The organism is Amycolatopsis mongoliensis (genome assembly GCF_030285665.1).
GTDB lineage: Bacteria > Actinomycetota > Actinomycetes > Mycobacteriales > Pseudonocardiaceae > Amycolatopsis > Amycolatopsis mongoliensis.
In genome coordinates, this window is sequence record NZ_CP127295.1 from 5,708,137 (window position 1) to 5,729,020 (window position 20,884).

Consider the following 20,884-nt stretch of genomic DNA (forward strand, 5'->3'; position numbering starts at 1 on the left):
CAAGAAGAAATCCGCGGGTCCGGCATGGAGGTCGCGGTCGTGTCCGGGTTGTCCGGGGCGGGCCGCAGCACCGCGGCCAAGTGCCTGGAGGACCTGGGCTGGTTCGTCGTCGACAACCTGCCCCCGGAGCTGATTGCGACCATGGTCGAGCTGGGCGCGCAGGCGCGCGGCGCGATCACGAAGGTGGCCGTCGTCATGGACGTGCGCTCGCGCGCGTTCACCGACGACCTCGCCTCGGTGATCAAGGACCTGGACGCCCGGGGCTACAAGCCGCGCGTGCTGTTCCTGGAGGCGACCGACGCGGTGCTGGTCCGGCGCTTCGAGGCCGTCCGGCGTGGTCACCCGATGCAGGGTGACGGCCGGCTGGCCGACGGCATCACGGCGGAGCGGACGCTGCTGGAGCCGCTGCGCGAAGAGGCCGACCTGGTGCTCGACACCTCGTCGCTGTCGGTGCACGACCTGCGCGCCAAGATCGAAGACGCGTTCGGCTCCGAGGCGAGCACCCAGACCCGGGTCACCGTGCTGTCCTTCGGCTACAAGTACGGCCTGCCGATGGACGCCGACCTGGTGATGGACGTCCGGTTCCTGCCGAACCCGTTCTGGATCCCGGAGCTGCGCGAGCACACGGGCCTCGACGGCGAGGTCCGCAATTACGTCCTCTCGCAGGAGGGCGCCGAGGAGTTCCTCGACCGCTACCACCAGCTGCTGCGGCTGATCGGCGCCGGCTACAAGCGCGAGGGCAAGCGGTACCTGACGCTGGCCGTCGGCTGCACCGGCGGCAAGCACCGCAGCGTGGCGCTGTCCGTGGAGCTCGCCCAGCGTCTGTCCAAAGAGGACGGAATGGCCGTGAAGGTGGTGCACCGCGACCTTGGTCGTGAATAACGTGCGCGCGGTCGCCCTCGGGGGCGGCCACGGTCTGCACGCCACGTTGTCCGCGGTGCGGCGGGTGACCCCCGACGTCACCGCGATCGTCACCGTGGCCGACGACGGCGGATCGTCCGGCCGGCTGCGGCGCGAGCTCGGGCTGCTGCCGCCGGGCGACCTCCGGCAGGCTTTCGCCGCCTTCGCCGCGGAGGACGGCGGCACGCTGTGGGCCGAGGTGTTCCAGCACCGCTTCGGCGGCGACGGCGCGCTGGCCGGGCACGCGGTGGGGAACCTGCTGCTGGCCGGCCTGTTCGAGGTGCTCGGCGACCCGGTGGCCGCGCTCGACGAGGCGTGCCGCCTGATGGGCGTCTCGGGCCGGGTGCTGCCGATGTCGCCGGAGCCCTTGGAGATCGTGGGCCAGGTCAGCGGCCTCGACAGCGAGGACCCGGCGGCGCTGCGCACGATCCGCGGGCAGGTCGCCGTGGCGTCGACGCCGGGGCAGGTGCAACGCGTCAGCCTGCACTCGACGCGCAGCCCGGGGCGGCCGCCGCAGGCGTGCGAGGAAGCGGTGGCGGCGGTCCTGAACGCCGACGTCGTCTTCCTCGGCCCGGGCTCCTGGTTCACGAGCGTTTTACCTCATCTGCTCGTGCCCGGCCTGCACGACGCCCTCGTGAAAACCACCGCGACGAAGGTGCTCGTGCTCAACCTTGTCCCCCAGCCGGGGGAAACCGCGGGGTTCTCCCCGGAGCGGCACCTGGACGTACTCTTCGAGCACGCGCCCGATCTGCGGGTCGACGCGGTGATCGCGGACCGCGATTCCGTGCCCGACCCGGCGAATCTCCGGCGCGCGGCGGAACGGCTCGGCGGACGCGCACACCTGGGGGCGGTGGGCGACCCGGAAGTGGCGGGACGGCATGATCCTGATGCGCTCGCGCGATGCATGCGGGAGGCTCTCGGTCTCGGCAGGGACGGGGAGCACGGGGGAGGAGCGAAAGGCAGGGAGGGGCAGTAATGGCGATGACCGCCGCGGTGAAGGACGAACTGAGCCGGCTGGAGATCACGAAGGTCGGGCCGCGCCGGGCGGAGGTCGCGTCGCTGCTTCGCTTCGCCGGCGGGCTGCACATCGTGGCCGGCCGGGTGGTCGTGGAGGCGGAGCTGGACACGGGCTCGGTCGCGCGACGGCTGCGCAAGGAGATCCACGAGCTGTACGGCCACCACTCGGACGTCCACGTCATCACCGCCAGCGGCGGGCTGCGCAAGGGCACCCGGTACGTGGTGCGCGTGGTCAAGGACGGTGAAGGCCTGGCCCGGCAGACCGGGCTGATCGACCAGCGCGGCCGCCCGGTGCGCGGGCTGCCCGCGGCCGTGGTGTCCGGCGGAGTGGCCGACGCGGAGGCGGCGTGGCGGGGAGCGTTCCTCGCGCACGGCTCGCTGACCGAACCGGGCCGCTCGTCGTCGCTCGAGGTGACGTGCCCGGGTCCGGAGGCGGCGCTGGCGCTCGTCGGCGCGGCCCGGCGGATGGGCATCCAGGCGAAGTCCCGCGAGGTCCGCGGGGCCGACCGCGTGGTGGTCCGCGACGGTGACGCGATCGGCGCGCTGCTGACCCGCCTGGGCGCGCACACGAGCGTCCTGCAGTGGGAGGAACGCCGCATGCGCCGCGAGGTCCGCGCGACGGCCAACCGCCTGGCCAACTTCGACGACGCGAACCTGCGCCGCTCGGCCCGCGCGGCGGTGGCGGCGGCGGCCCGGGTGGAGCGGGCGCTGGAGATCCTGGGCGACACGGCCCCGGACCACCTGCTGGCGGCGGGCAAGCTCCGGCTGTCCAACCGGCAGGCGTCGCTGGAAGAGCTGGGCCAGCTGTCGGACCCGCAGATGACGAAGGACGCGGTGGCCGGGCGCATCCGCCGCCTGCTGGCGATGGCGGACAAGCGGGCCAAGGACCTGAACATCCCGGACACCGAGTCCGCGGTCACGCCGGAGATGCTCGAAGAAGAAGAAGACGCGTAGCGCGCGAGCGCCGCTGTGGGCGTCAGCTGTCGTCGGCCGCGTGTCGTGCGTTTCGGGCCGGTCGCATCGACTCGCGCCGGCGGCCGGCCCGGGCGTCGCAGCGGGCCTGCCAGGGCGAGGGGGCGAGACGCCGGGTCACCAGCAGCTCGCCGGGCACGTACTCATTGCCGCCGGCGGTGACCTCGAGCCCGGCCGCGGTGAGGATCTTCCGCATCGCTTCGCTCATCGCCGTGCCGGTTTCGTTCAGCAGCCGCGAGAACGCGGCGGCTTCGGGGACTTCGCGGTGCGGGTCGTCGCCCCAGGCCTCCTGCCCGCCGTCCAGGAGCAGGGCATGCTGCCGCCACTCGACCAGCACGCCGTGCAGGTCCGGCAGGCCGACCGACGCGAGGGCGCCGGCCACGCCCACCGGGCGCTCGCCCGGGACGACCGGCAACCCGGCCGCCGCCGGCTCCGCCTGGACGATCCGCGTGAGGACGTCGAGCCGCTGCCGTCGGCTCGGCTCGTGCTCGGTGAGCTCTCCGGTCATCCGGGTCCCCTCCCCCTGCCGAGGCGAGATCCTCTGCCCGCGCCGGGGTTAACGGGATCGGTGCCGCGCGGTCCATCTCGTAACACGCCGGTAGCACCCCGGCGCGACCGCCGAAACGCGGGACCTCGAACCTCGGGAAGGGATAGGCCGAACGAGGGAAGGGGACAGCATGCGTAACGCACGCTTGCAGGTGACGCCGGAGGTCGGCACCTGGCTCGCCCGGCGCAGCAGCAAGGCAGGCGACTGGACGGCGGAAGACCTGGTCGCGGCCAAACGCGGCACCACGGTCTCCGTGGTCATCCCGGCCCGGAACGAGGAAGCCACCGTCGGTGCGATCGTCACCGCCATCCGCGAGGAGCTCCAGGAGCGGCACCCGCTGGTCGACGAGATCCTCGTCGTCGACAGCCACTCGACCGACAGCACCGCCGAGGTGGCCGCCGCGGCCGGGGCACGGGTCGTCGCGCAGGACGGCGTCTTCCCCGCCCTCGAAGGGTTGCAGGGCAAGGGCGAGGCGCTGTGGAAGGGGGTCGCGGCGACGACCGGCGACCTCGTCGTCTTCGTCGACGGCGACCTCTACGACTTCACCACGAGCTACGTCACCGGGCTGCTCGGCCCGCTGCTCACCGACCCGTCCGTGGCCTACGTCAAGGGCTTCTACCACCGCCCGCTCAACGGCGTGGCCGGCAGCGAGCCCGAAGGCGGCGGCCGCGTCACCGAGCTCGTCGCGCGGCCGCTGCTCAACATGTTCTGGCCGGAGCTCGCCGGGTTCGTGCAGCCCCTCGCCGGCGAGTACGCCGGGCGGCGCGAGGTGCTGGAGAGCATTCCGTTCGTGGTGAACTACGGCGTCGAGATCGGGCACCTCATCGACCTGGTGGAGCTGCGCGGCCTCGACGCGCTGGCCCAGGTCGACCTGGGCCACCGCGTGCACCGGCACCAGAGCACGCAGGCACTGGGCCGGATGTCCGGGCAGATCATGCAGACGCTGTTCGACCGCCTGGAGCGCTACGACCGGCTGGTCACGGCCATCCCGCCGGCCACGACGCTGGCGCAGTTCCAGCGCGGCGCGTCGGCGGACGGCGTCGAGCGGGAACTGGTGCTGACCGACCTGACGTCGCGGCAGCGCCCGCCGCTGGCGAGCCTGCCGGTCACGGTGCGGCCGGAGAACGAGCGGACCCTGCAGGACACCGCGTAGGTCATTCGGCGGGCGCGAGCGCGCGGGTGTCGGCGGGCTGCCACCCCGGCGGCCCGAACACGTACCCCGCGCGCTCGCGCCACGTCCGTGCCCCGCGGAGGTCGCGCAGGATCGAGCCGTACTCGTGGAAGCCGACCTTCAGCAGGTTGTACGTCTCGATGTTCTTCGTCAGCCCGTACGTCGGCCGCTTGCCTTCGGGCACGAAGCTCGAGAACACCCGGTCCCAGATGATCAGGATGCCGCCGTAGTTCGCGTCGAGGTACTCGGCGTCGCTGCCGTGGTGGACGCGGTGGTGCGACGGGGTGTTGAAGACGTACTCGAACCAGCGCGGCAGCTTGCCGACCTTCTCGGTGTGCACGAAGAACTGGTAGACGAGGTCGATCGACAGCCCGGTCAGGATCATCCACGGCGGGATCCCGCACAGCGCCAGCACCGACCAGAACGGGAGCTGGAAGTACGGCGTCCACTTCTGCCGCAGCGCCGTCGAGAAGTTGTAGTGCTCGCTCGAGTGGTGCACCTGGTGGCCGGCCCACAGCAGCCGCACGCGGTGGCTGGCCCGGTGGTAGGCGTAGAAGACCAGCTCCTGGCCGAGCAGCATGAGCACCCACGTCCACCAGTCGCGCGGGTCGAACTTCACCGGCGCGAGCTCGAACAGCGCGGCGAAGACGAAGAGCATCACCAGCCGGAACAGCCCGTTGACACCGACGGCGACGGTGCCCATCAGCATGCTCGTGCGGGTGTCGGCGGGGCTGTAGCCGATGACGTTGTCGTCGTGGCCGAGCACGTGCACCGCGACGATTTCGATCGCCACGAACAGCAGGAACACGGGGGTCGCGAACAGCACGGGGTCGCGCAGGTGCGCCAGGAACTCGGCCACGTCGCCTCCTCTATCTGACCTGACGGTAACTTACCCTGAAGTCACTTTACGCACGGTAGGCTCTCGGGCGTGACGGAGTCAAGGGCGGTCGGGACCAAGGGCATGCCCCGCGAAGAGCGCGAGGCCCAGCTCGTCGTGGCCGGCACCGAGGAGTTCGGCCGGGCGGGCTACGCGGGCGCGTCGATGGTCGAGATCGCGCGCCGGGTCGGGGTCACGAAGCCGTTGCTGTACCAGTACTTCGGTTCGAAGGACGGGCTCTACCTGGCCTGCCTGCACCGCGCGGGCGACCGGCTGACCGAAGGTGTCGCGACGACCATGGCGGCCGGCGGCGAGCCCGAGCGGATGCCGCTGAAGGTGCTCTCGGCGATCTTCACGACGTTCGACCACGACCGCTACGCGTGGCGCCTCCTGCGCGACGAGACGGTCCCGGCGACGGGCGACATCGCGGCCGCGGCGGCGGACTACCGGCGCCGCCTGGACGCGTTCGCCCTGCTGGGCGCGACGCAGCTGATGACGTCGCGCGGGCTGGCCGACCCGGTCGACATCGAGGCGATCGCCCAGGTGTGGACGGGCGTGGTCGACTCGCTGATCAGCTGGTGGATCGACCGCCCGGACGAAGACGCGGCGGCGATGACGGCCCGGTGCGCGCGGATCATGGAGGGCCTGTTCGGCTGGTGACCCCGGGCGCCGCTCGGTCCGGCGGGGTGGCCGCGTGCTCCGGCGAGCAACTTCGCCGGTGGTGACCGGGGTGCCGCCTCGGCCCGGCGGGACGGCTGCGTGCTTCGGCGGGCAGCTTCGCCGGTGGTGACCCGGGTGCGCCTCGGCCTGGTGGCTCGCCGGGGATTCGGCGGGCAGCGGCGCTCGTTCGCTGCCATCGGTGGCCCCGGCGCCGGCTCGGTGCGGCTCGGTCAGCACCTCGAGTGCTCCGGCGAAGAACGCTGCTAGTTCCCGCTGTCGGTGGGCGGCGCGCGGCTCGGCCGGCACTTCGCGTGCCTTGGTGGCCCCGGCGCCGGGCTCAGTCCGGCAGCTCGGCCAGCACCCGGCGCGCCTCGGCGAAGAACGCCGCCCGCTCGTCCCCGAACGTCACCGAAGCCGCCGACAGCGTGCGGCCCAGCGCCTCGAGCGGATCTTCCTCCGCCGCGCCGAAGATCGCCGGAAAGGCCATGGCCTGCTGCAACGCGTTGTCGTGCCGCCCGTCCGGGGTCCGCACCAGCGTGTGCGGCACCTCCGGATCCGACAGCAGCCGATCCCACGCGGCGTTCCAGTCGTCGAACGGCGGCGGCAGCGGCCGGCCCTCCTCCAGCGCGCGCAGCCCGTCGGCGATCCAGCCGACGCCGTCCAGCCCGGCCCGCTCGAACGTCCGCTGCGCCACCCAGCGGGCCAGCGCGCGCCGGGCCTCGGACGAGGCCGCCACCGCGTCGCCGGCCAAGCCGCGCTCCCGCTTCGCGAACTCCCGCAGGAAGCCCGGCCGCAGTGCCAGGATCCGCTCGTCGGGGAGGGTCCCACCCCACTCGCGGAGCAGGTGCTCGTGCTCCGCCTTCGCGCGCGCCTCCGCTTCGGCCCGCTGCCGCGCCTCCTCGGCTTCGGCGCGCTCCTCGGGCGTCGGCGGCGGAGGCAGCTTCCGCGCGAAGTCGTGCCAGTGCGCAGCGGCCGAACTGGACTGCCGGACGACCGCATCGGGTGCCGGCGGCGCGGGCCAGAACTGCAGCAGGTAGCGGTCCCGCTCGGGTTCGCCGCCGACGCGGGTGTCCTGCTCGCGGCCGGCGTCCATGCCCGTCCCGCTGTAGCGGACGCGGTAGTCGCCGGGAGCCAGCTCGAGATCCCACCAGTCCTCGCCGCCCCAGGTCACGAGCATCGCGCGCCCCTCCGCCCGGAACGACGCCTCGACGACGTCTTCCGCGCCGGACCCGGGCGGCTCGCTCTCGTGCACCTCGGCGGTGAACCCGACCTCGCCGGTGTGCAGGCCGGTGAGCAGGAACAACGTCCCCGCCACCGCAGCGCCGCACAGCCCGTTCCGCTGACCGGCGAAGCACGCCGAGAGGTCGCCTTCGAAGGGCTCACCACCCTCGCTGTGGACGTAGAGCTGTCCATAGTGGACGTGAACGTCGCCGTGCACCACGGTTCGCATGCCGGCCATCCTGGCAGGGAGCACCGACAGTTCCGGCCGTTGTCCGGCGTTCAAGACCACGGAGAGTGCTCCCCGGCGAAACTTTTCTCGAATGGCGTAGCGAAACCGGTGTCGTTCGCGATTAATCAGGGAAGCCATCCCGTCGAGAGGTGTCCCATGCCCGAGCCCGCCGTCCCCGTCCCGGCCGACCCCCGGCTCGCCGCGCGGTTCACCGAGGACCTGCTCGACGGTTGCCGGGTCCTGGCGAAGGACTACGGCTACCGGCCGGCCCAGTTCGAGCGGATGGTGCGCGAGCACGGCGGCGTCGAAGCGGCCCGGCTGCTGCTGCGCGGCGCCGGCACCGCCGGCGGGTTCACCGTCCTCTGGGAGAAGAACCAGCTCGGCCGCAGTTCCGAGGCGACGATGCTCCGCGCGGAGTACGCCGACCTGTTCACCCCCGACGAGCTCCTTCTGGCCCGGCGGCGGCTGGAGGAGCACGGCTTCGACGTCGACGCCCACCTGCGCAGCCTCGCCGAGCCGGGATGAGGGCGGCAGGGGGTGACCGGCGCCGCTCCGGTCACCCCCTGCCGCGGCTTCTAGGCCGCCGCGCTGGACTTGCCGCGCAGCACGACGCTGCCTGTCGAGGCGCCCTTGATCGCCGTTTCGATCTGGGCCATCGTCGAGGACGAGCTCAGGCCGGGGACCGTCGCGGTGTTCAGGGCGTGGAGCGTGAACGTGTACGGGTGGCTGGACCCGCCCGGGCAGGGGCCGAAGAACTTCTGCGCGTTCGCCCCGCTGCCCATGGCCTTCTGCTTCGCGCCACCCTGGTCCGGCACGGTGTACCCCGCGCCGAGGCCCTCCGGCAGTGAGCGCGCCGACGCCGGGATGTCCCAGATCGCCCAGTGCAGCTTGTTGCCGCTGTTGGCGACGTCGGCGAACACGACCGCGTACGCCTTCGCGCCGGTTGATGCGCCCCACACGAGCGGCGGCGACGGGTCCTGGCCCGCCGTGCCGTCGCCGGCGCAGGTGTACTTGTCCGGGATGGTCGCGTTGTCGGCGAAGGCGGAGCTGGTCAGCTTGAAGTCACCCGGAGTGGCGCCGCCCGGGAACTTCAGCCGCACGATCACGTTGTCCAGCACCGACGGCGTGCCGCCGTTCTTGTCGTTGTTCGTCGACGTCAGCCACAGCCCGCCGTCCGGGGTCTTCGTGACCGAGCGCAGCCGGCCCCAGCGGCCGGAGAACAGGGTCGACACCGTGCCGACGCCGGTGCCCGCCGCGTTGATCTGCGTGGCGAACATCTGCTCACCGGTGACGCCGGCGATGTAGATCCAGTCGTTGACGATCTCGATCCCGCTCGGTCCGGCCTGCGAGGTCGGCCACGTCTTCTTCGGGGCGATGAAGCCGCTGCAGCTGCCCTGCGTGCCTTCGCAGCTCGGCCAGCCGAAGTTGCCGCCCTTCTGGATCAGGTTGAGCTCGTCCTGGCTGCTCTCGCCGAACTCCGCCGCCCACAGCTGGCCGCGGGAGTCCCAGGCCAGGCCCTGCGGGTTGCGGTGGCCGTAGCTCCAGACGTACCGCGCGTTGCCGCCGGTGGCGTAGAACGGGTTGTCGCTCGGTGCGGAGCCGTCCGGGTTGAGCCGGAGGATCTTCCCGTTGAGCGAGCTCTTGTTCTGCGCGTTGTCGCTGTTCTTCGCGTCGCCCACGGTCGCGTACAGCTTGCCGTCCGGGCCGAACTTGATCCGCCCGCCGTTGTGGTAGCGGTTCTTCGCGATCCCGGTCAGCACCGGCGTCGACGTCGAGGACAGCGTGCTGCCGTCGTAGGTCATCTTCACGATCCGGTTGTCCCCGGATGCCGTGTGGTAAAGGTAGATCGCGTGGTCACTCGACCAGTTCGGCGAGATCGCGAGGCCGAGGAGTCCGCCTTCACCACTGGTCGTGACCGCGCCCGGCACCTTGCCCAGCGTGGTCTTCTGGCCGGACGGCGTCACGAGCACGATCTCGAACCGGTCCCGCTCGGTCACCAGTGCGTTGCCGTTGGGCAGGAAGTCCACCGACCAGCCGAGGTCGACCTTCGCGATGTCCTTGTCGTACTCCGGGATGCCCCCTGCGCCGCCCGGAGCGCTCGTCTTGGCGGTGACCGCGTTGCTCGCCGCGGAGCTGTTGCCGTCGGGGTCGCGCGCCTTGACCGTGAAGGTGTACGAGGTGTTCGGGTTCAGGTTCGTGACGGTCGTCCCGAGCGACGTCGTGGTGGCGACCTTCGTGGTGCCCTGGAAGACGTCGTACCCGGCGATCGTGCCGCCGTTGTCGGTGGAAGCGTTCCACACCAGGGAAACGCTGTTGGCGGTGACGCCGGTGGAGCGCAGGTTGCCCGGCACGGTGGGCGGGGTGGTGTCGTCGCTCGGCGGCGTGGTGAAGGTGACCACGTTGCTCTGCTGCGACGCGTTGCCCGCGGCGTCGAACGCGCCGACCGAGATGTCGTAGGCGGTGTTGGGCGTCAGGTTGTCGACGGTCGCGCTGGTCGTGGTCCCGTCGACGGTCTTGAGGATGTTGCCGCCGCGGTTGATCTCGTAGCGGACGACGCCGACGTTGTCGGTCGCGGCGGTCCAGCTGAACGTCGCCGCGGTCGGGAGGATGGTGCTCGCCTTGAGGTTCGACGGCGGCGACGGCGGTTCGCTGTCGCTCGGCGCGGTGAACGTGTCGGTGAGCTTGTCCGCGTTCGGGCCGCCGTTGGCGGTGGTCGCCGTGGTGCGGATCTTGTTGACCCCGGCGGTCAGCTGCACGGTCGCGGTGACGGTCTTCCACGTCGTCCACGCGCCGGTGCCGGGGAAGTCGACGGTCCCCTTGTCGCCGCCGTCGACGATGAGCTCGACCGGCCGGTTGTCGGCGGTTCCGTTGGCGTAGCGGAAGGTCAGCGTGTGCGTGCCCGCCTGCGCGGCGTTCACGGAGTATTCGACGTAGCTGCCGGCGACGTTGTCGAAGTTGACGAACCCGGTGCCGGAGTAGCCGGCGTGGTTCGACTCGACGGCGCCTTGGGAGATGACGGCGTTCTCGGACTCGTAGTCGGTGTCCGCTGCGAAAGCGCTTACCGGACTGAGCGCGGTGAGGCCGAGCGCCGCGACGGCGGTACCGGCCAGTACCACGCGCCACGGTGGACGGGGTGCCACTGGGAGCCTCCTGCGTGGGTCGGGGGACAGGGGGTGACCGGGGCGGAACTGGTCGGCGGACCACCGGAACTGGACCTAATAGTTAGGAAAGTTTCCTATCTATGGGACAGATCTCACACCCTCCGAGCGGGCCGTGTCAATACTCGACACGGGCGCTCACCCTTGGTGAAGAAGGGTTTCCCGCTCAGCGGTGCCCCTGCCCGGCGGCCGGGGTCAGCTGATCGTGGCGACGGTTTCGCCGGCCCAGTCGCGCGGCACGAGGAAGGACGCCAGGTCCGCTTCCGGGCTGCCCGGCTCGGGGGTGAGCTCCGGCTCCCACCGCGCCAGCGGCGGCAGCGTCATCAGGATCGCTTCGGCGTCGGCCCGCGCGGCGGACGCGGCGCGGAAGAGGGCGAGTTCGACGTACCGGCCGCGGCGGTACAGCTGCCACTGCCGTTCGCGTTCACCGTGCGGCAGTTCCCGCCGCCGCCGCACGATCGGGAGGTACGCCGGCGCGATCGTCGCGATGCCCGCGGCCGTGAACGCGGCCGCCCGACGCCAGCCGTGCGGGCCGGGTGGGCGCAGGTGGTCGAAGGCGATGCCGCCGATCCCGTGGGGCTCGTCGCGGTGGGGGAGCCGGAAGTGGTCGTCACCGGCCCGCTTCGCCTGCGCGTGGAACGCCGGGTCGAGCGTGTCGCAGTAGTTCTTGAGCACCCGGTGGAAGTGCGCCGCGTCTTCGGCGAAGCCGTAGCAGGGGAGGAGCTCCGCGGCGCCGCCGAACCACCACGCGCTCCCGGAGGCGCAGTACCGGAACTGCGCCTGGAGAGCCGGGACGTACGGGTTGCGCGGATGGATCACCACGGACAGCCCGGTGGTGAAGAACCCGTTGCCGTCCGCCGACGTCATGCAGACACTGGCGCGCTCGAAGACGTCGCCGTTCTCCAGCAGCCGGACCCGCGGGGCGGGCCGGCCGAAACGGGCCCCGCCGTCCAGGCGTTCCAGCTCCGCGACCAGCTCGCGCTGACCGGAGCTCATGATCGCCTTGACGGCGTCGCGTCTGCTGTCCTCACCCGAAAGCATGACTCCACCCCCGCCGGGCAGGATACCGCGAAAACGCGGTCAGCCGGCGATCTCGGCCCGCGCGATGACCTTGGTGATCTTCGCCCGGACGAGCGACTCCTCGGGGACGGCGTTGCGCTTGCCGTACTCCTCGGCCCGCTCGGCGCCCATGTACCGGCCGCCCAGCCGGGTCGCCCACGCGAGCATCTCGTCGTAGTCGTGGGTCAGCCGCGCGTCCGCGGTGAACTGGATGTAGGAGTACGGCGGTCGCTGGTCGTCGACGGCCAGGGAGATCCGGCCGTCTCGGGCGATGGCCTTGCCCTTGAGCGTCTCGGTGCCGGTCGTGAAGATCAGCTCGTCGCCGTCCGGGCCCTCGTTCAGCAGGAACCACACCGGCGTCACGATCGGGGCGCCGTTGGCCCGGACCAGGCCGAGCATGCCCGTCCGGGTGCCTTCCGAAGCGAACTTCCACCACTCTTCACGGCTCATTTCACGCATGCGAGCGACGTTAACCTGTCACCCGCGCGTGCGCAGAGGGTGGCCGACTAGCCTGGCCTGCTGTGCGAGACGACGACAGGGCCGCCATGGGCTTGGCCGACGAGGGGCTGACCCGCCGCCTCAAGGCGCTGGCCTGCACCGCGCCGCTGCACGACCTGGACGCGCGGAAGGCGAAGCTCGACTGGGCCGACGCCACGATCTACCAGATGGCCGAGATCGCGCTGCACACGATCGACCAGGTCACCATCGCCATGGACTTCGACACCGGCGCCGGCCACGACGAGGTCATCGACCGGCTGCTGCCGTTCATCGCGCAGCAGGCGCCGTCGCGGATGCCCGAAGAGCACGTCCGCGTGGCCAAGTGGGTCCTCGACAACCTGATCAACGTCGGCACCACCGACCGCGGCTTCCGGCGCGTCTACGGCTCGATGGGTCCCGGCGGCTACCAGCGGCGCCAGTTCGACTTCAAGCTGCTCGTCGAGCTGGCCGCCCGCGACGGCGAGGTCTACCTGCGGGCCACGGACGAGGCGATCAACGTCCTCGTCGGCGCCCTCGACACCGACGTCGAGTCGGCGCAGATCGCCGCCGAGGTCAAGCTCGAGAACCTCATCAACCGCGGCCGGCTGGCCGACGCCAAGCTGGCCGCCGAGCAGGCCCGCTACCGGACCGTCCAGTACGGCGAGACGCTGCGCGCGAAACTCGACGCCACCCGCCGCGACGTCCGGTCGGTCGACTGGGAACGCGAGGTCCCGGAGCTGCTCGACAGCGCGCTGAGCCACATCGAAGCCCGGTTCCGCGCCGAGAACGCCATCCTCAAGAACATCACCACCGCCCGCGACGAGACCGAGGACCTCGACCGCAAGCGCCGCGCCGCCGAGCTCGTCGACATCGTCGGCGACTGCATCCGCCGGCACACGCGCCTGCAGTCCCGGCTGGCCGACGCGGGTGCGGTGTTCCGCGCCGAGCAGGACCGCCAGCAGTTCTCCGGACCGCCCCAGCGCGCCACCCTCGACCTGTTCGGCCAGCTCCTCGTGCCGACCCTCGGGCTGCCGCTGGCCGACGCCGTCGCGCCGGCCGAGCACTTCTTCCACGCCGTCGCCGGCATCACCGCGCCGGTCGTGCCGTCGCTGTCGTCCCTGGTGTCGCTGCTGCTGCGCCCGGCTCCCGAACGCGACCAGCTGGTCGGCGAAGTCCCCGAGCCGGAACTCATGCCCGCCGACATCACCGACAAGTTCGGCGACGACGTCTGGCGCGCCGCCGACGACCTCCTGGACCTGCCCGAGGTGCCGCGCCGGCTCTCCGGCCTGCTCGAAGAAGCCCGCCGCAGCCGCCAGCCGGGCCTCCCAGCCCTGGTCGCGCTGCGCGCGGTCCACGCCTACAGTCCCGGGGTCGGCGCCGCCCGGCGCCAGGGCGACCGCCAGGTCCTGCTCGCCGTCGACGACGGCACGCTGCTCGACGACCCGGACTTCGGTGGTGCCGATCTGCTGCTGTCCACCGCCGCCGTCGAGCGCGCCGACGAAGAAGAGAACGAGGAGGTCGCCTGACATGGCGCTGTCCCACAGCAGCGTGGACGCCGAGGCCGCGGCCCGGCTGGTCGCCTTCGGCATGCGGCCGAAGCAGCTGCCGGCCCGCGACGTCGTCTACGGCGACCTCGTGCGCCGCTACGGCGAGGACAACGCGTTCAAGGCGCTCACCCACGCCGTCGCCGCCGGGCTCGGGCTGATGGTGCTGGAGGTCAACCAGCAGGCCGGCGCGGTCCTCGCGGCCACCGACGAGTCCGTCTTCGAGATCAAGATGGACTCCTACGCCCGCCAGGCCAAGATCCGCGAGCGCCGCGAGACGGAGAAGGTGCTGCACGGCCTGATCCACCTGGCCACCGCGGCGCTGGGCTACCCGCGCCCGGACGACCTCGCCAACGACACCTACATCGGCCGCGTCAGCGTCGAGCAGGTCGACGCGATGGTCCGCGAAGCCGCCCGGATGCTCGACGAACGCGCCGCGGCGGCCGAGGCCAACAACGACCCGCTGGCCGACGCGCCCGAGCTGGAACAGGCCTGGCGCGCCTACGCCCGCCGTCCCGCCGCCGCGGCGACCAAGGACGGCCGGCTCGCCGCCGACACCACCCGCGGCATGGTCAGCCGCGCCCTGCGCTTCCTCGCCGACCAGGGGTTCCTGGTCCCGGTGAGCGACGAGCAGGGCGGCACCTACCGGACCACGCCGCGCTACCAGATCCAGGTCCGCGAGCTCGCGGCCGACGCCGCCTTCGACGACCTGCTCGCGCTCGACGTCGTGGCCGTCGCGAACGCCGGGGGCACGCTGCGCGCGGCGTCCTCGGACACGCTGTAAAAGGGGAGTAGATGTACGAGCTTTCGCGGGTCCGCCTGCACTCGGTGGGCCCGGCGGGTGCCCGCTACCAGGACGTCGTGCTCGACTTCAGCGGCGTCGGCGCCAAGATCACCGCACCCCAGCAGGACGCGTTGTTCAGCGCCGGCATCCACGCGACCGGCCCGGCCGAGCTGCGCCGCCCCTCGCCGGCGAGCGTGCTGTTCCTCGAGAACGGCGGCGGCAAGTCCGTCCTCATCAAGCTGATCTTCTCGGTCATGCTGCCCGGCCGCCGCCAGGTCGTCGGCACCACCAGCACCAAGGTGCTCGAGAAGTTCGTCGCCGCCAAGGACGTCTCGCACGTCGTGCTGGAGTGGCTGCACGTCGAGAGCGGGCACCGGATCATCACCGGCAAGGTCTCCGAATGGCGCGGGCACGTCGTGTCCGCCGACTCCGAGAACCTCGCCGACTCCTGGTACTGCTTCCGCCCGACCGCCGCGCTGGGGCTCGATTCCCTGCCGATGACCCAGGACGGCCGGCTGCTCACCATGTCCGGCTTCCACGACAAGCTCGCCGCCGCCCAGCTGGCCGAGCCCGAGCTGGAGCTGTCCTGGACCCGCCGCCACCACGAGTGGACCGGCCGGCTCGACGGGCTGGGCCTCGACACCGAGCTGTTCCGCTACCAGCGCGCGATGAACGCCGGCGAGGGCGAGGCAGCCGACGCGTTCGCCTTCGGCACCGACGACGCGTTCGTCGAGTTCCTGCTGAAGGCGGTGATCTCCGAGGACGAGCCGAAGGACCTCGCCGAGGTCGTCTCGACGTACGCGCACAACCTGGCGCAGCGCGGGGATCTCCTGTCCGAGCGCGACTTCGTGGCCGGTGCGCTCGATCTGCTGGGACCGCTGGCCGCCGAAGAAGGCGTCGCCGCGGAGTCGCGGAAGATCGCGGAGTCCGCGAAGGCCGACATGGCGTCGCTCGCCGGCCGTGTGGTCGCGCGCAACGAGCTGGAGAACGCGCGGCTCTCCGGGCTCGAGGAGCACGTCACCGAGGTCAAGTCCGCGGAGAAGCTCGCCGAGGGCGACCACCGGCGGCTCGCCGCGGCCGTCACGGAGCTGCGCCGGCTCGTCGCGGTGCTGCGCCTGGACGAGGCCCAGGAGGTCCGCAAGCGCGTCGACGCCGAACTCGCCGAAGCCAAGACCGCGGCCGAAGCCTGGCGCGAGACCGCGACCGTGCTCAACCAGCTGAACGCGGCCCGCAAGGCGAAGGACCTGCGCGAGCTCGTCGGCAGCCGCGAGGAGAAGGCACGTCCCGCGCTGCAGGCTCGCAACGACGCCGCCGCGGCGCTGGCCCGCGGGCTGCACGCGCTGGCGCAGGACGCCCAGCGTCAGGCCGACAAGGCCGAGGCCCACGCGGGAGCGTTGCGCGCCGAGGCGGAGAAGGCCCAGACCGAACGCGACGAGGCCGCCAACCTCGCGGCCGGGCGGCGGGCCGAAGCGCGCGGGCTGACCACGCGGATCACCGAGCTGCGTGAAGAGGTCCAGAACGCCGTCCGCGCCGGGCTGCTGCCTTCGGGCGCCGACGTCGCGGAGGCCTCGCGGGCGGCCCGCTCGGCGGCCGAGTCCGCCGCCGCCGAGCTGACCCGGCGCGAACAGGAACTGGACCGCGTCGCCACGGATCTCCAAGCGGCGCAACGGGCCGTGAACGAGGCGCACCAGCTGGCGGGCACCACCCAGGACCGCTTCGAGCGCGCCACCGAAGACCTCGACCGCGCCCACCGCCGCACCGACGCGCTCGCCGCCGAAGGCCGCCTGGTCGAGCTGCTCGGCGCCGACGACGTCGCGCTCGAAAGCGACCTCCCGGTGCTGCTGGAACGGCTGCGCGAGGCGAGCGCGTCCGTCGAGAAGGAGCAGACCGCGCTGCGGATGGAGGAGTCCGCCGACGAACGGGCGCTGGCCGCCCTCGGGTCCGGCGGGCTGCTGCCGCCGCCGGAGGACGTCCAGGCCGCGCTGGACGCCCTGGAGGAGGCCGGGATCACCGCGTGGTCCGGCTGGCGCTACCTGTCCAAACTGGACTCTTCGCGGCGCGCCGAGGTGCTGGAAAGCCTGCCGCAGCTGGTGTCCGGCGTGCTGTTGAACGACGCCGCGCACGTGGACCGTGCCCGCGAAGTGCTGAGCAAGCGGCGGCTGCTGCCGTCCGCGACCATCGCCGTCGGCACCACCGAAGCGCTGCTGGCCGAGGCGCCCGCCGCGCCCGGCGTCGAGTTCCTCGTGCCGCCGAACCCCGCGATGTACGACGAAGAAGCCGCCGACGCCGAGCGGGAAGCCGTGGCCCGGCGCCACACCGAACGGCAGCGGCGCCTGGAAGCCCTGTCCGCCAAGCTGTCCGCGGACGGCGCGTTGACGTGGAAGCTCACCACCTGGCGCGAGGACTACCCGCCCGGCGCCGTCGCGACCCTGGCCGAGCAGGCCCAGGCGGCCCGGACCGCGCGCGAGACCGCCCGCACGGCGCTGGCGCAGGCCGACGCGGAGTTCGCGCGGTTGAGCGAAAAGGCCAGTTCGCTGCGGGAGCGCGTCCCGGAGCTGCGGGCGGCCGCGGCCGAAGCCGAGGAGAAGGCGCGACGGCTCGGGGAACTGGGTGCCCGCAGCGCGCGGATCACCGAATGGACCGAAGAAGTCGAGCGCGCCACCGAGATCGCCGAACGCGCCGACCTGCAGGCCGCCGACGCCGCGGGCAAGGCCGCGCGGCTGCGCGAGCAGGCGGGGGAGGAGCAGCGCACCGCCGACGGCCACCGGCGCACCGCGACCACCGCGCGCGCCGAGCTGGCCGAGGTCCCCGGCGCGGCGGACGCCGCGGACGGCCCGGTGCCGTCCGAGCCGGTCGACGCGCTGCGCCGGACCTACCTGTCGGCGTCCGAGTCCTACGCGAAGGTCGAGGTCGGCAGCGACCTGCGGGCCGAGCTGGAGCAGGCCGAGTCCGCCGAAGCCGCCGCGGGCTCGGCCGTCGAGTCCCTCGACGAAGCCGTCCGGGTCCGCGCCGCCGAACTGCTGGAGACGCCGGACGGGTCCGACGCTTCGGCCCGCGCGGCCGCGTTGGCGCGTGCCCGCCGGGTCGTCGACGGCCTGGAGGACGAGCGCACCGAAGCGATCGGGCTCGTCTCGACCCGGCGCGCGGAGCTGGACGCGCTGCCGCTGCAGAACGGTGCCACCGGCGAGAAACCGCGGGACATCGAGCACGGCCTGGAGCTGATCGACGCCGCCGGGCTGGAGGCGTCGGCGGCCGCGCGCAAGTGGGAAGAGCTGCAGGAACGCCGGGCGGCGGCGGAGGCGACGCTGGAGTCGGCGAAAAACTCGGCGTCGGGCTTCGCACTGCTGGCCGAATCGATGGCCCACCTGGTGACCGACACCGACGCGGTGGCCTACGACGGCGACGTGGACACCGCCCGCGCCCAGCACACGCGGCTGAACGCCACCTTCACCGACGCCCAGGAGGCCGCCGACGCGGGCGACCGGCGCGTGCGCGCGGCCGCCGACCAGCTCGCGCAGTACGCGACGGAAAAGCGGTTCGAGAAGCTGAGCACGCCGGTGCGCCAGCAGGTCATCTCGGTCAAGCGCGACCAGCTCCCGGCGCACGCCGCCGAGTGGGCCGAGGCGCTGCGGCCGCGGCTGCGGTCGCTCACCGACGACCTCGCGCAGATCGACCGGCACCGCGGCGGCATCATCACGCGGCTGCAGGGCATGGTCGACGGCGCGCTGCGGACGTTGCGCTCGGCCCAGCGCGTCTCCCGGCTGCCCGACGGCCTCGGCGACTGGTCCGGGCAGGAGTTCCTCCGCATCCGCTTCACCGAGCTGGAGGACAACGCGCTCATCGAGAAGCTCGGCGAGGTCGTCGACGAGGCCGCCGTGGGCAAGACGGCGGACGGCCGCGACGTCAAGCGTGACGGGCTTTCCCTGGTGCTGCGCGGGGTCCGGGCCGCGGCGCCCAAGGGCTTCCGCGTCGACATGCTCAAGCCGGACTCGGTGCTGCGGACCGAACGCCAGCGCGTCTCCGAGATCCGGGACGTGTTCTCCGGCGGTCAGCAGCTGACCGCGGCGATCATCCTGTACTGCACGCTGGCCGCGCTGCGGGCCAACAACCGCGGCAAGGCCCGCAACCGGCACTCCGGCGTGCTGTTCCTGGACAACCCGATCGGCCGCGCGTCCGCCGGCTACCTGCTGGAGCTGCAGCGGGCGGTGGCCGAGGCGCTCGGCGTGCAGCTCATCTACACGACGGGCCTGTTCGACGCGGGCGCGTTGTCGGAGTTCCCGTTGATCGTGCGGCTGCGCAACGACGCCGACCTGCGAGCCGGCCGCAAGTACCTCTCGGTCGACTCGACGATCCGGACCTCCCTGGACGACCTGGGCGACCCGGACGGCGTCGCCCGGCTTTCGGCGACGCGGATGTTCAGCCGGCCGTCCGAAGAGCCCGAAGATTCCGCCGAGGACGAACAGACGGCGTGACGGGAACATCGGGCGGCGGGTGCGGGTTGCTCCGCGCATGACGAACCTGGGGGCGCTGGGCGCCACGCTGAACACGACCGGGCCGGAGACCGTCACGGCCGCCGCCGAGCTCGAGGAGCTGGGGTACGGCACGCTCTGGCTGCCGGGCGGGCAGGGCAGCAACCTGCCGCTGATCACCGACGTGGTCCACGGGACCGCGAAGATCCCGGTGGCCAGCGGCATCCTCCCGGTCGACCGGGTGCCCGCCGCCGAGGTGGCGCGGGCGTACCAGGACCTGCCGGCCGGGCGGTTCGTCGTCGGCCTCGGCGGTGCCCACGGCCCGCGGCCCCTGGCCACGCTGAACGACTACCTCGACGAGCTCGACGACACCGTCCCCGCGTCGGCGCGCATCCTTTCGGCGCTGGGCCCGAAGATGCTGGAGCTGGCCCGGGACCGCGCGTCGGGTGCGTACCCGTTCCTGGTGACGACGGACTACGTCGCGTCCGCGCGCGAGATCCTCGGCGCGGGCAAGCAGCTGATCGTGCTGCTGAGCGTCGTCGCGGAGGCCGACGCGACCGCGGCCCGGGAGAAGTCCCGTGAGGGTTCGCTGCGGTTCCTGGCCGGGATCCCCGGCTACGCGAACAACTTCCGCCGGATGGGCTTCACCGACGCCGACATCGCGGACCTCTCGGACCGGCTGGTCGACGGGCTCACGGTGCGCGGCGACCTCGACGCGGTCGTGGCCCGGCTGCGCGAGTACCGGGCGGCGGGGGCGGACCAGGTCGTCGTCCCGGCCGGCGACCTGCCCCGCGAGTGGTGGCCGGCGCTGGCGGAGGCCGTGCGGTGACCACGGCCCGGGCCCGCGGCCTCACGCACGGCGTCCCGGCGGAGGTGTCCCTGCAGGACGCCCTCGCCGCGGTCGCCGACCCCGTGCGCCGCAGCATCCTGCGCGCGCTCGCCGAAGTCCCGGAGTGGACGAAGGCGTGCGGCACGTTCGACCTGCCGGTGGCGAAGGCGACGCTGAGCCACCACTTCTCGGTGCTGCGCGCGGCGGGCCTGATCGAGCAGCGCGACGCCGGCCCGCGGCGGCTGAACCGCTTGCGGCGCCCGGAGTTCGACGCGGCCTTCCCGGGGTTGCTGGACCTGGTGCTCAGTCACCCCGGCCGGTGAAGGCGAGGGTGGTGCCGAGGCCGATCATGACCAGGCCGCCGGTGCCACCCACCAGCTCGAGGCGTTTCGGCGAGCGGGCGAACCAGGCGCGGGCGGTGCCCGCCACCAGCGCCCACGCGCTGTCGGTGGCCAGCGCGATCGCCGGCAGGCACAGGCCGAGCAGGAGCATCTGGACCGCGACGGACCCGGCGGCCGGGTCCACGAACTGGGGCAGCAGCGCGGCGAGGAACACGATCGACTTCGGGTTCGCGAAGCCGACCACGAACCCGTCGCGCAGCACCGTGAGGACGCGGCCGGGCGCGGCGGGCACCTTCGCGGCCATCGCGTCGGTGAGCTTCCGCCGGTGCCGCAGCGCCTGGACGCCCAGGTACACGAGGTAGAGCGCGCCGGCGATCTTGATCGCGGTGAACACCGCGGCCGACGTCGTCACGAGCACGCCGAGGCCGAACGCGACCGCGACGACCTGCGTGTAGACGCCGGCGGAGTTGCCCACGACGGTGAGCAGCGCGTCGCGCCGCCCGACCGTGAGGGCACGGCTGATGGTGAAGAGCACGCTCGGACCGGGGACGACGACCATGAGGAACGTCAGCGCGGCGAAGGCCGCGAAGTGCGCACCGGAGACCATGTCGCGAGCGTAAGGGTGGTGC

18 protein-coding genes are annotated in these 20,884 nt (G+C 72.6%); 11 read left to right on the top strand and 7 right to left on the bottom strand.

All coding sequences use genetic code 11. The annotated features are described in order from the left end of the window. The first annotated feature begins 24 nt into the window (after positions 1 to 24). From rapZ to whiA, 3 genes are read left to right on the top strand one after another with little or no spacing between them, the layout of a single operon-like run. Positions 25 to 882, top strand: coding sequence for an RNase adapter RapZ (gene rapZ / locus QRX60_RS27795; protein WP_003101350.1), 858 nt, complete (start codon positions 25 to 27; stop codon positions 880 to 882). Between the two features lies 1 nt (position 883). Next, positions 884 to 1,876, top strand: coding sequence for a gluconeogenesis factor YvcK family protein (locus tag QRX60_RS27800; protein WP_286003714.1), 993 nt, complete (start codon positions 884 to 886; stop codon positions 1,874 to 1,876). Further along, a complete protein-coding gene (gene whiA / locus QRX60_RS27805) occupies positions 1,876 to 2,871 on the top strand; it encodes a DNA-binding protein WhiA (protein WP_285994376.1) in 996 nt (331 codons plus the stop codon). Before QRX60_RS27800 ends, whiA begins: the two co-directional genes overlap by 1 nt. Before the next feature lie 22 nt (positions 2,872 to 2,893). Here whiA and QRX60_RS27810 read toward each other — a convergent pair whose 3' ends face one another. Next, positions 2,894 to 3,397, bottom strand: coding sequence for a hypothetical protein (locus QRX60_RS27810; protein WP_285994377.1), 504 nt, complete (start codon positions 3,395 to 3,397; stop codon positions 2,894 to 2,896). 169 nt (positions 3,398 to 3,566) lie between these two features. On the opposite strand from QRX60_RS27810, the gene QRX60_RS27815 reads away from it, so the two are divergent. Then, the gene (locus QRX60_RS27815) at positions 3,567 to 4,589 is read left to right on the top strand and encodes a glucosyl-3-phosphoglycerate synthase (RefSeq protein WP_285994378.1); all 1,023 of its coding nucleotides are present in this window, start codon (positions 3,567 to 3,569) and stop codon (positions 4,587 to 4,589) included. A gap of 1 nt (position 4,590) precedes the next feature. On the opposite strand, the gene QRX60_RS27820 is transcribed toward QRX60_RS27815, so the two are convergent. Then, positions 4,591 to 5,466: a sterol desaturase family protein gene (locus QRX60_RS27820; protein WP_285994379.1), complete on the bottom strand. Its 876-nt coding sequence runs from the start codon at positions 5,464 to 5,466 to the stop codon at positions 4,591 to 4,593. Positions 5,467 to 5,535: 69 nt separating this feature from the next. Here QRX60_RS27820 and QRX60_RS27825 point away from each other — a divergent pair, with 69 nt between their 5' ends. Further along, positions 5,536 to 6,144 carry a TetR/AcrR family transcriptional regulator gene (locus QRX60_RS27825; RefSeq protein WP_285994380.1) on the top strand — a complete coding sequence of 203 codons (609 nt, stop codon included), beginning with the start codon at positions 5,536 to 5,538 and terminating at the stop codon, positions 6,142 to 6,144. A 337-nt stretch (positions 6,145 to 6,481) separates the two neighbouring features. On the opposite strand, the gene QRX60_RS27830 is transcribed toward QRX60_RS27825, so the two are convergent. Continuing rightward, positions 6,482 to 7,594 carry a hypothetical protein gene (locus QRX60_RS27830; RefSeq protein ID WP_285994381.1) on the bottom strand — a complete coding sequence of 371 codons (1,113 nt, stop codon included), beginning with the start codon at positions 7,592 to 7,594 and terminating at the stop codon, positions 6,482 to 6,484. 156 nt (positions 7,595 to 7,750) lie between these two features. On the opposite strand from QRX60_RS27830, the gene QRX60_RS27835 reads away from it, so the two are divergent. Further along, positions 7,751 to 8,119, top strand: a complete 369-nt coding sequence (locus QRX60_RS27835) for a hypothetical protein (protein ID WP_285994382.1) — start codon at positions 7,751 to 7,753, stop codon at positions 8,117 to 8,119. 50 nt (positions 8,120 to 8,169) lie between these two features. Here QRX60_RS27835 and QRX60_RS27840 read toward each other — a convergent pair whose 3' ends face one another. The 3 genes from QRX60_RS27840 to QRX60_RS27850 form a co-directional block, all read right to left on the bottom strand. Further along, positions 8,170 to 10,734 (bottom strand): PQQ-dependent sugar dehydrogenase, encoded by a 2,565-nt coding sequence (locus QRX60_RS27840; protein WP_285994383.1) that lies wholly within the window; start codon positions 10,732 to 10,734, stop codon positions 8,170 to 8,172. Positions 10,735 to 10,947: 213 nt separating this feature from the next. Beyond that, positions 10,948 to 11,793, bottom strand: a complete 846-nt coding sequence (locus QRX60_RS27845; protein WP_285994384.1) for a coproporphyrinogen III oxidase — start codon at positions 11,791 to 11,793, stop codon at positions 10,948 to 10,950. A gap of 39 nt (positions 11,794 to 11,832) precedes the next feature. Further along, complete coding sequence (locus QRX60_RS27850; protein WP_285994385.1) at positions 11,833 to 12,270, bottom strand: PPOX class F420-dependent oxidoreductase; 438 nt, start codon at positions 12,268 to 12,270, stop codon at positions 11,833 to 11,835. Between the two features lie 86 nt (positions 12,271 to 12,356). On the opposite strand from QRX60_RS27850, the gene QRX60_RS27855 reads away from it, so the two are divergent. Genes QRX60_RS27855 through QRX60_RS27875 form a run of 5 tightly spaced genes read left to right on the top strand, consistent with a single transcriptional unit; the run spans position 12,357 to position 20,237 of the window. After that, on the top strand, positions 12,357 to 13,814 hold the full coding sequence (locus QRX60_RS27855) for a hypothetical protein (protein ID WP_286003715.1): 1,458 nt from the start codon (positions 12,357 to 12,359) through the stop codon (positions 13,812 to 13,814). A gap of 1 nt (position 13,815) precedes the next feature. Next, positions 13,816 to 14,616 carry a hypothetical protein gene (locus QRX60_RS27860; protein WP_086860823.1) on the top strand — a complete coding sequence of 267 codons (801 nt, stop codon included), beginning with the start codon at positions 13,816 to 13,818 and terminating at the stop codon, positions 14,614 to 14,616. A gap of 11 nt (positions 14,617 to 14,627) precedes the next feature. Then, the gene (locus QRX60_RS27865) at positions 14,628 to 19,088 is read left to right on the top strand and encodes a coiled-coil domain-containing protein (protein WP_285994386.1); all 4,461 of its coding nucleotides are present in this window, start codon (positions 14,628 to 14,630) and stop codon (positions 19,086 to 19,088) included. 37 nt (positions 19,089 to 19,125) lie between these two features. Next, positions 19,126 to 19,914, top strand: coding sequence for a TIGR03620 family F420-dependent LLM class oxidoreductase (locus QRX60_RS27870; RefSeq protein ID WP_285994387.1), 789 nt, complete (start codon positions 19,126 to 19,128; stop codon positions 19,912 to 19,914). Beyond that, positions 19,911 to 20,237, top strand: a complete 327-nt coding sequence (locus QRX60_RS27875; protein WP_285994388.1) for an ArsR/SmtB family transcription factor — start codon at positions 19,911 to 19,913, stop codon at positions 20,235 to 20,237. Before QRX60_RS27870 ends, QRX60_RS27875 begins: the two co-directional genes overlap by 4 nt. Here the strand turns inward: QRX60_RS27875 and QRX60_RS27880 are convergent. After that, the gene (locus QRX60_RS27880) at positions 20,218 to 20,862 is read right to left on the bottom strand and encodes a LysE family translocator (protein WP_285994389.1); all 645 of its coding nucleotides are present in this window, start codon (positions 20,860 to 20,862) and stop codon (positions 20,218 to 20,220) included. The genes QRX60_RS27875 and QRX60_RS27880 overlap by 20 nt on opposite strands. Between the last annotated feature and the right edge of the window lie 22 nt (positions 20,863 to 20,884).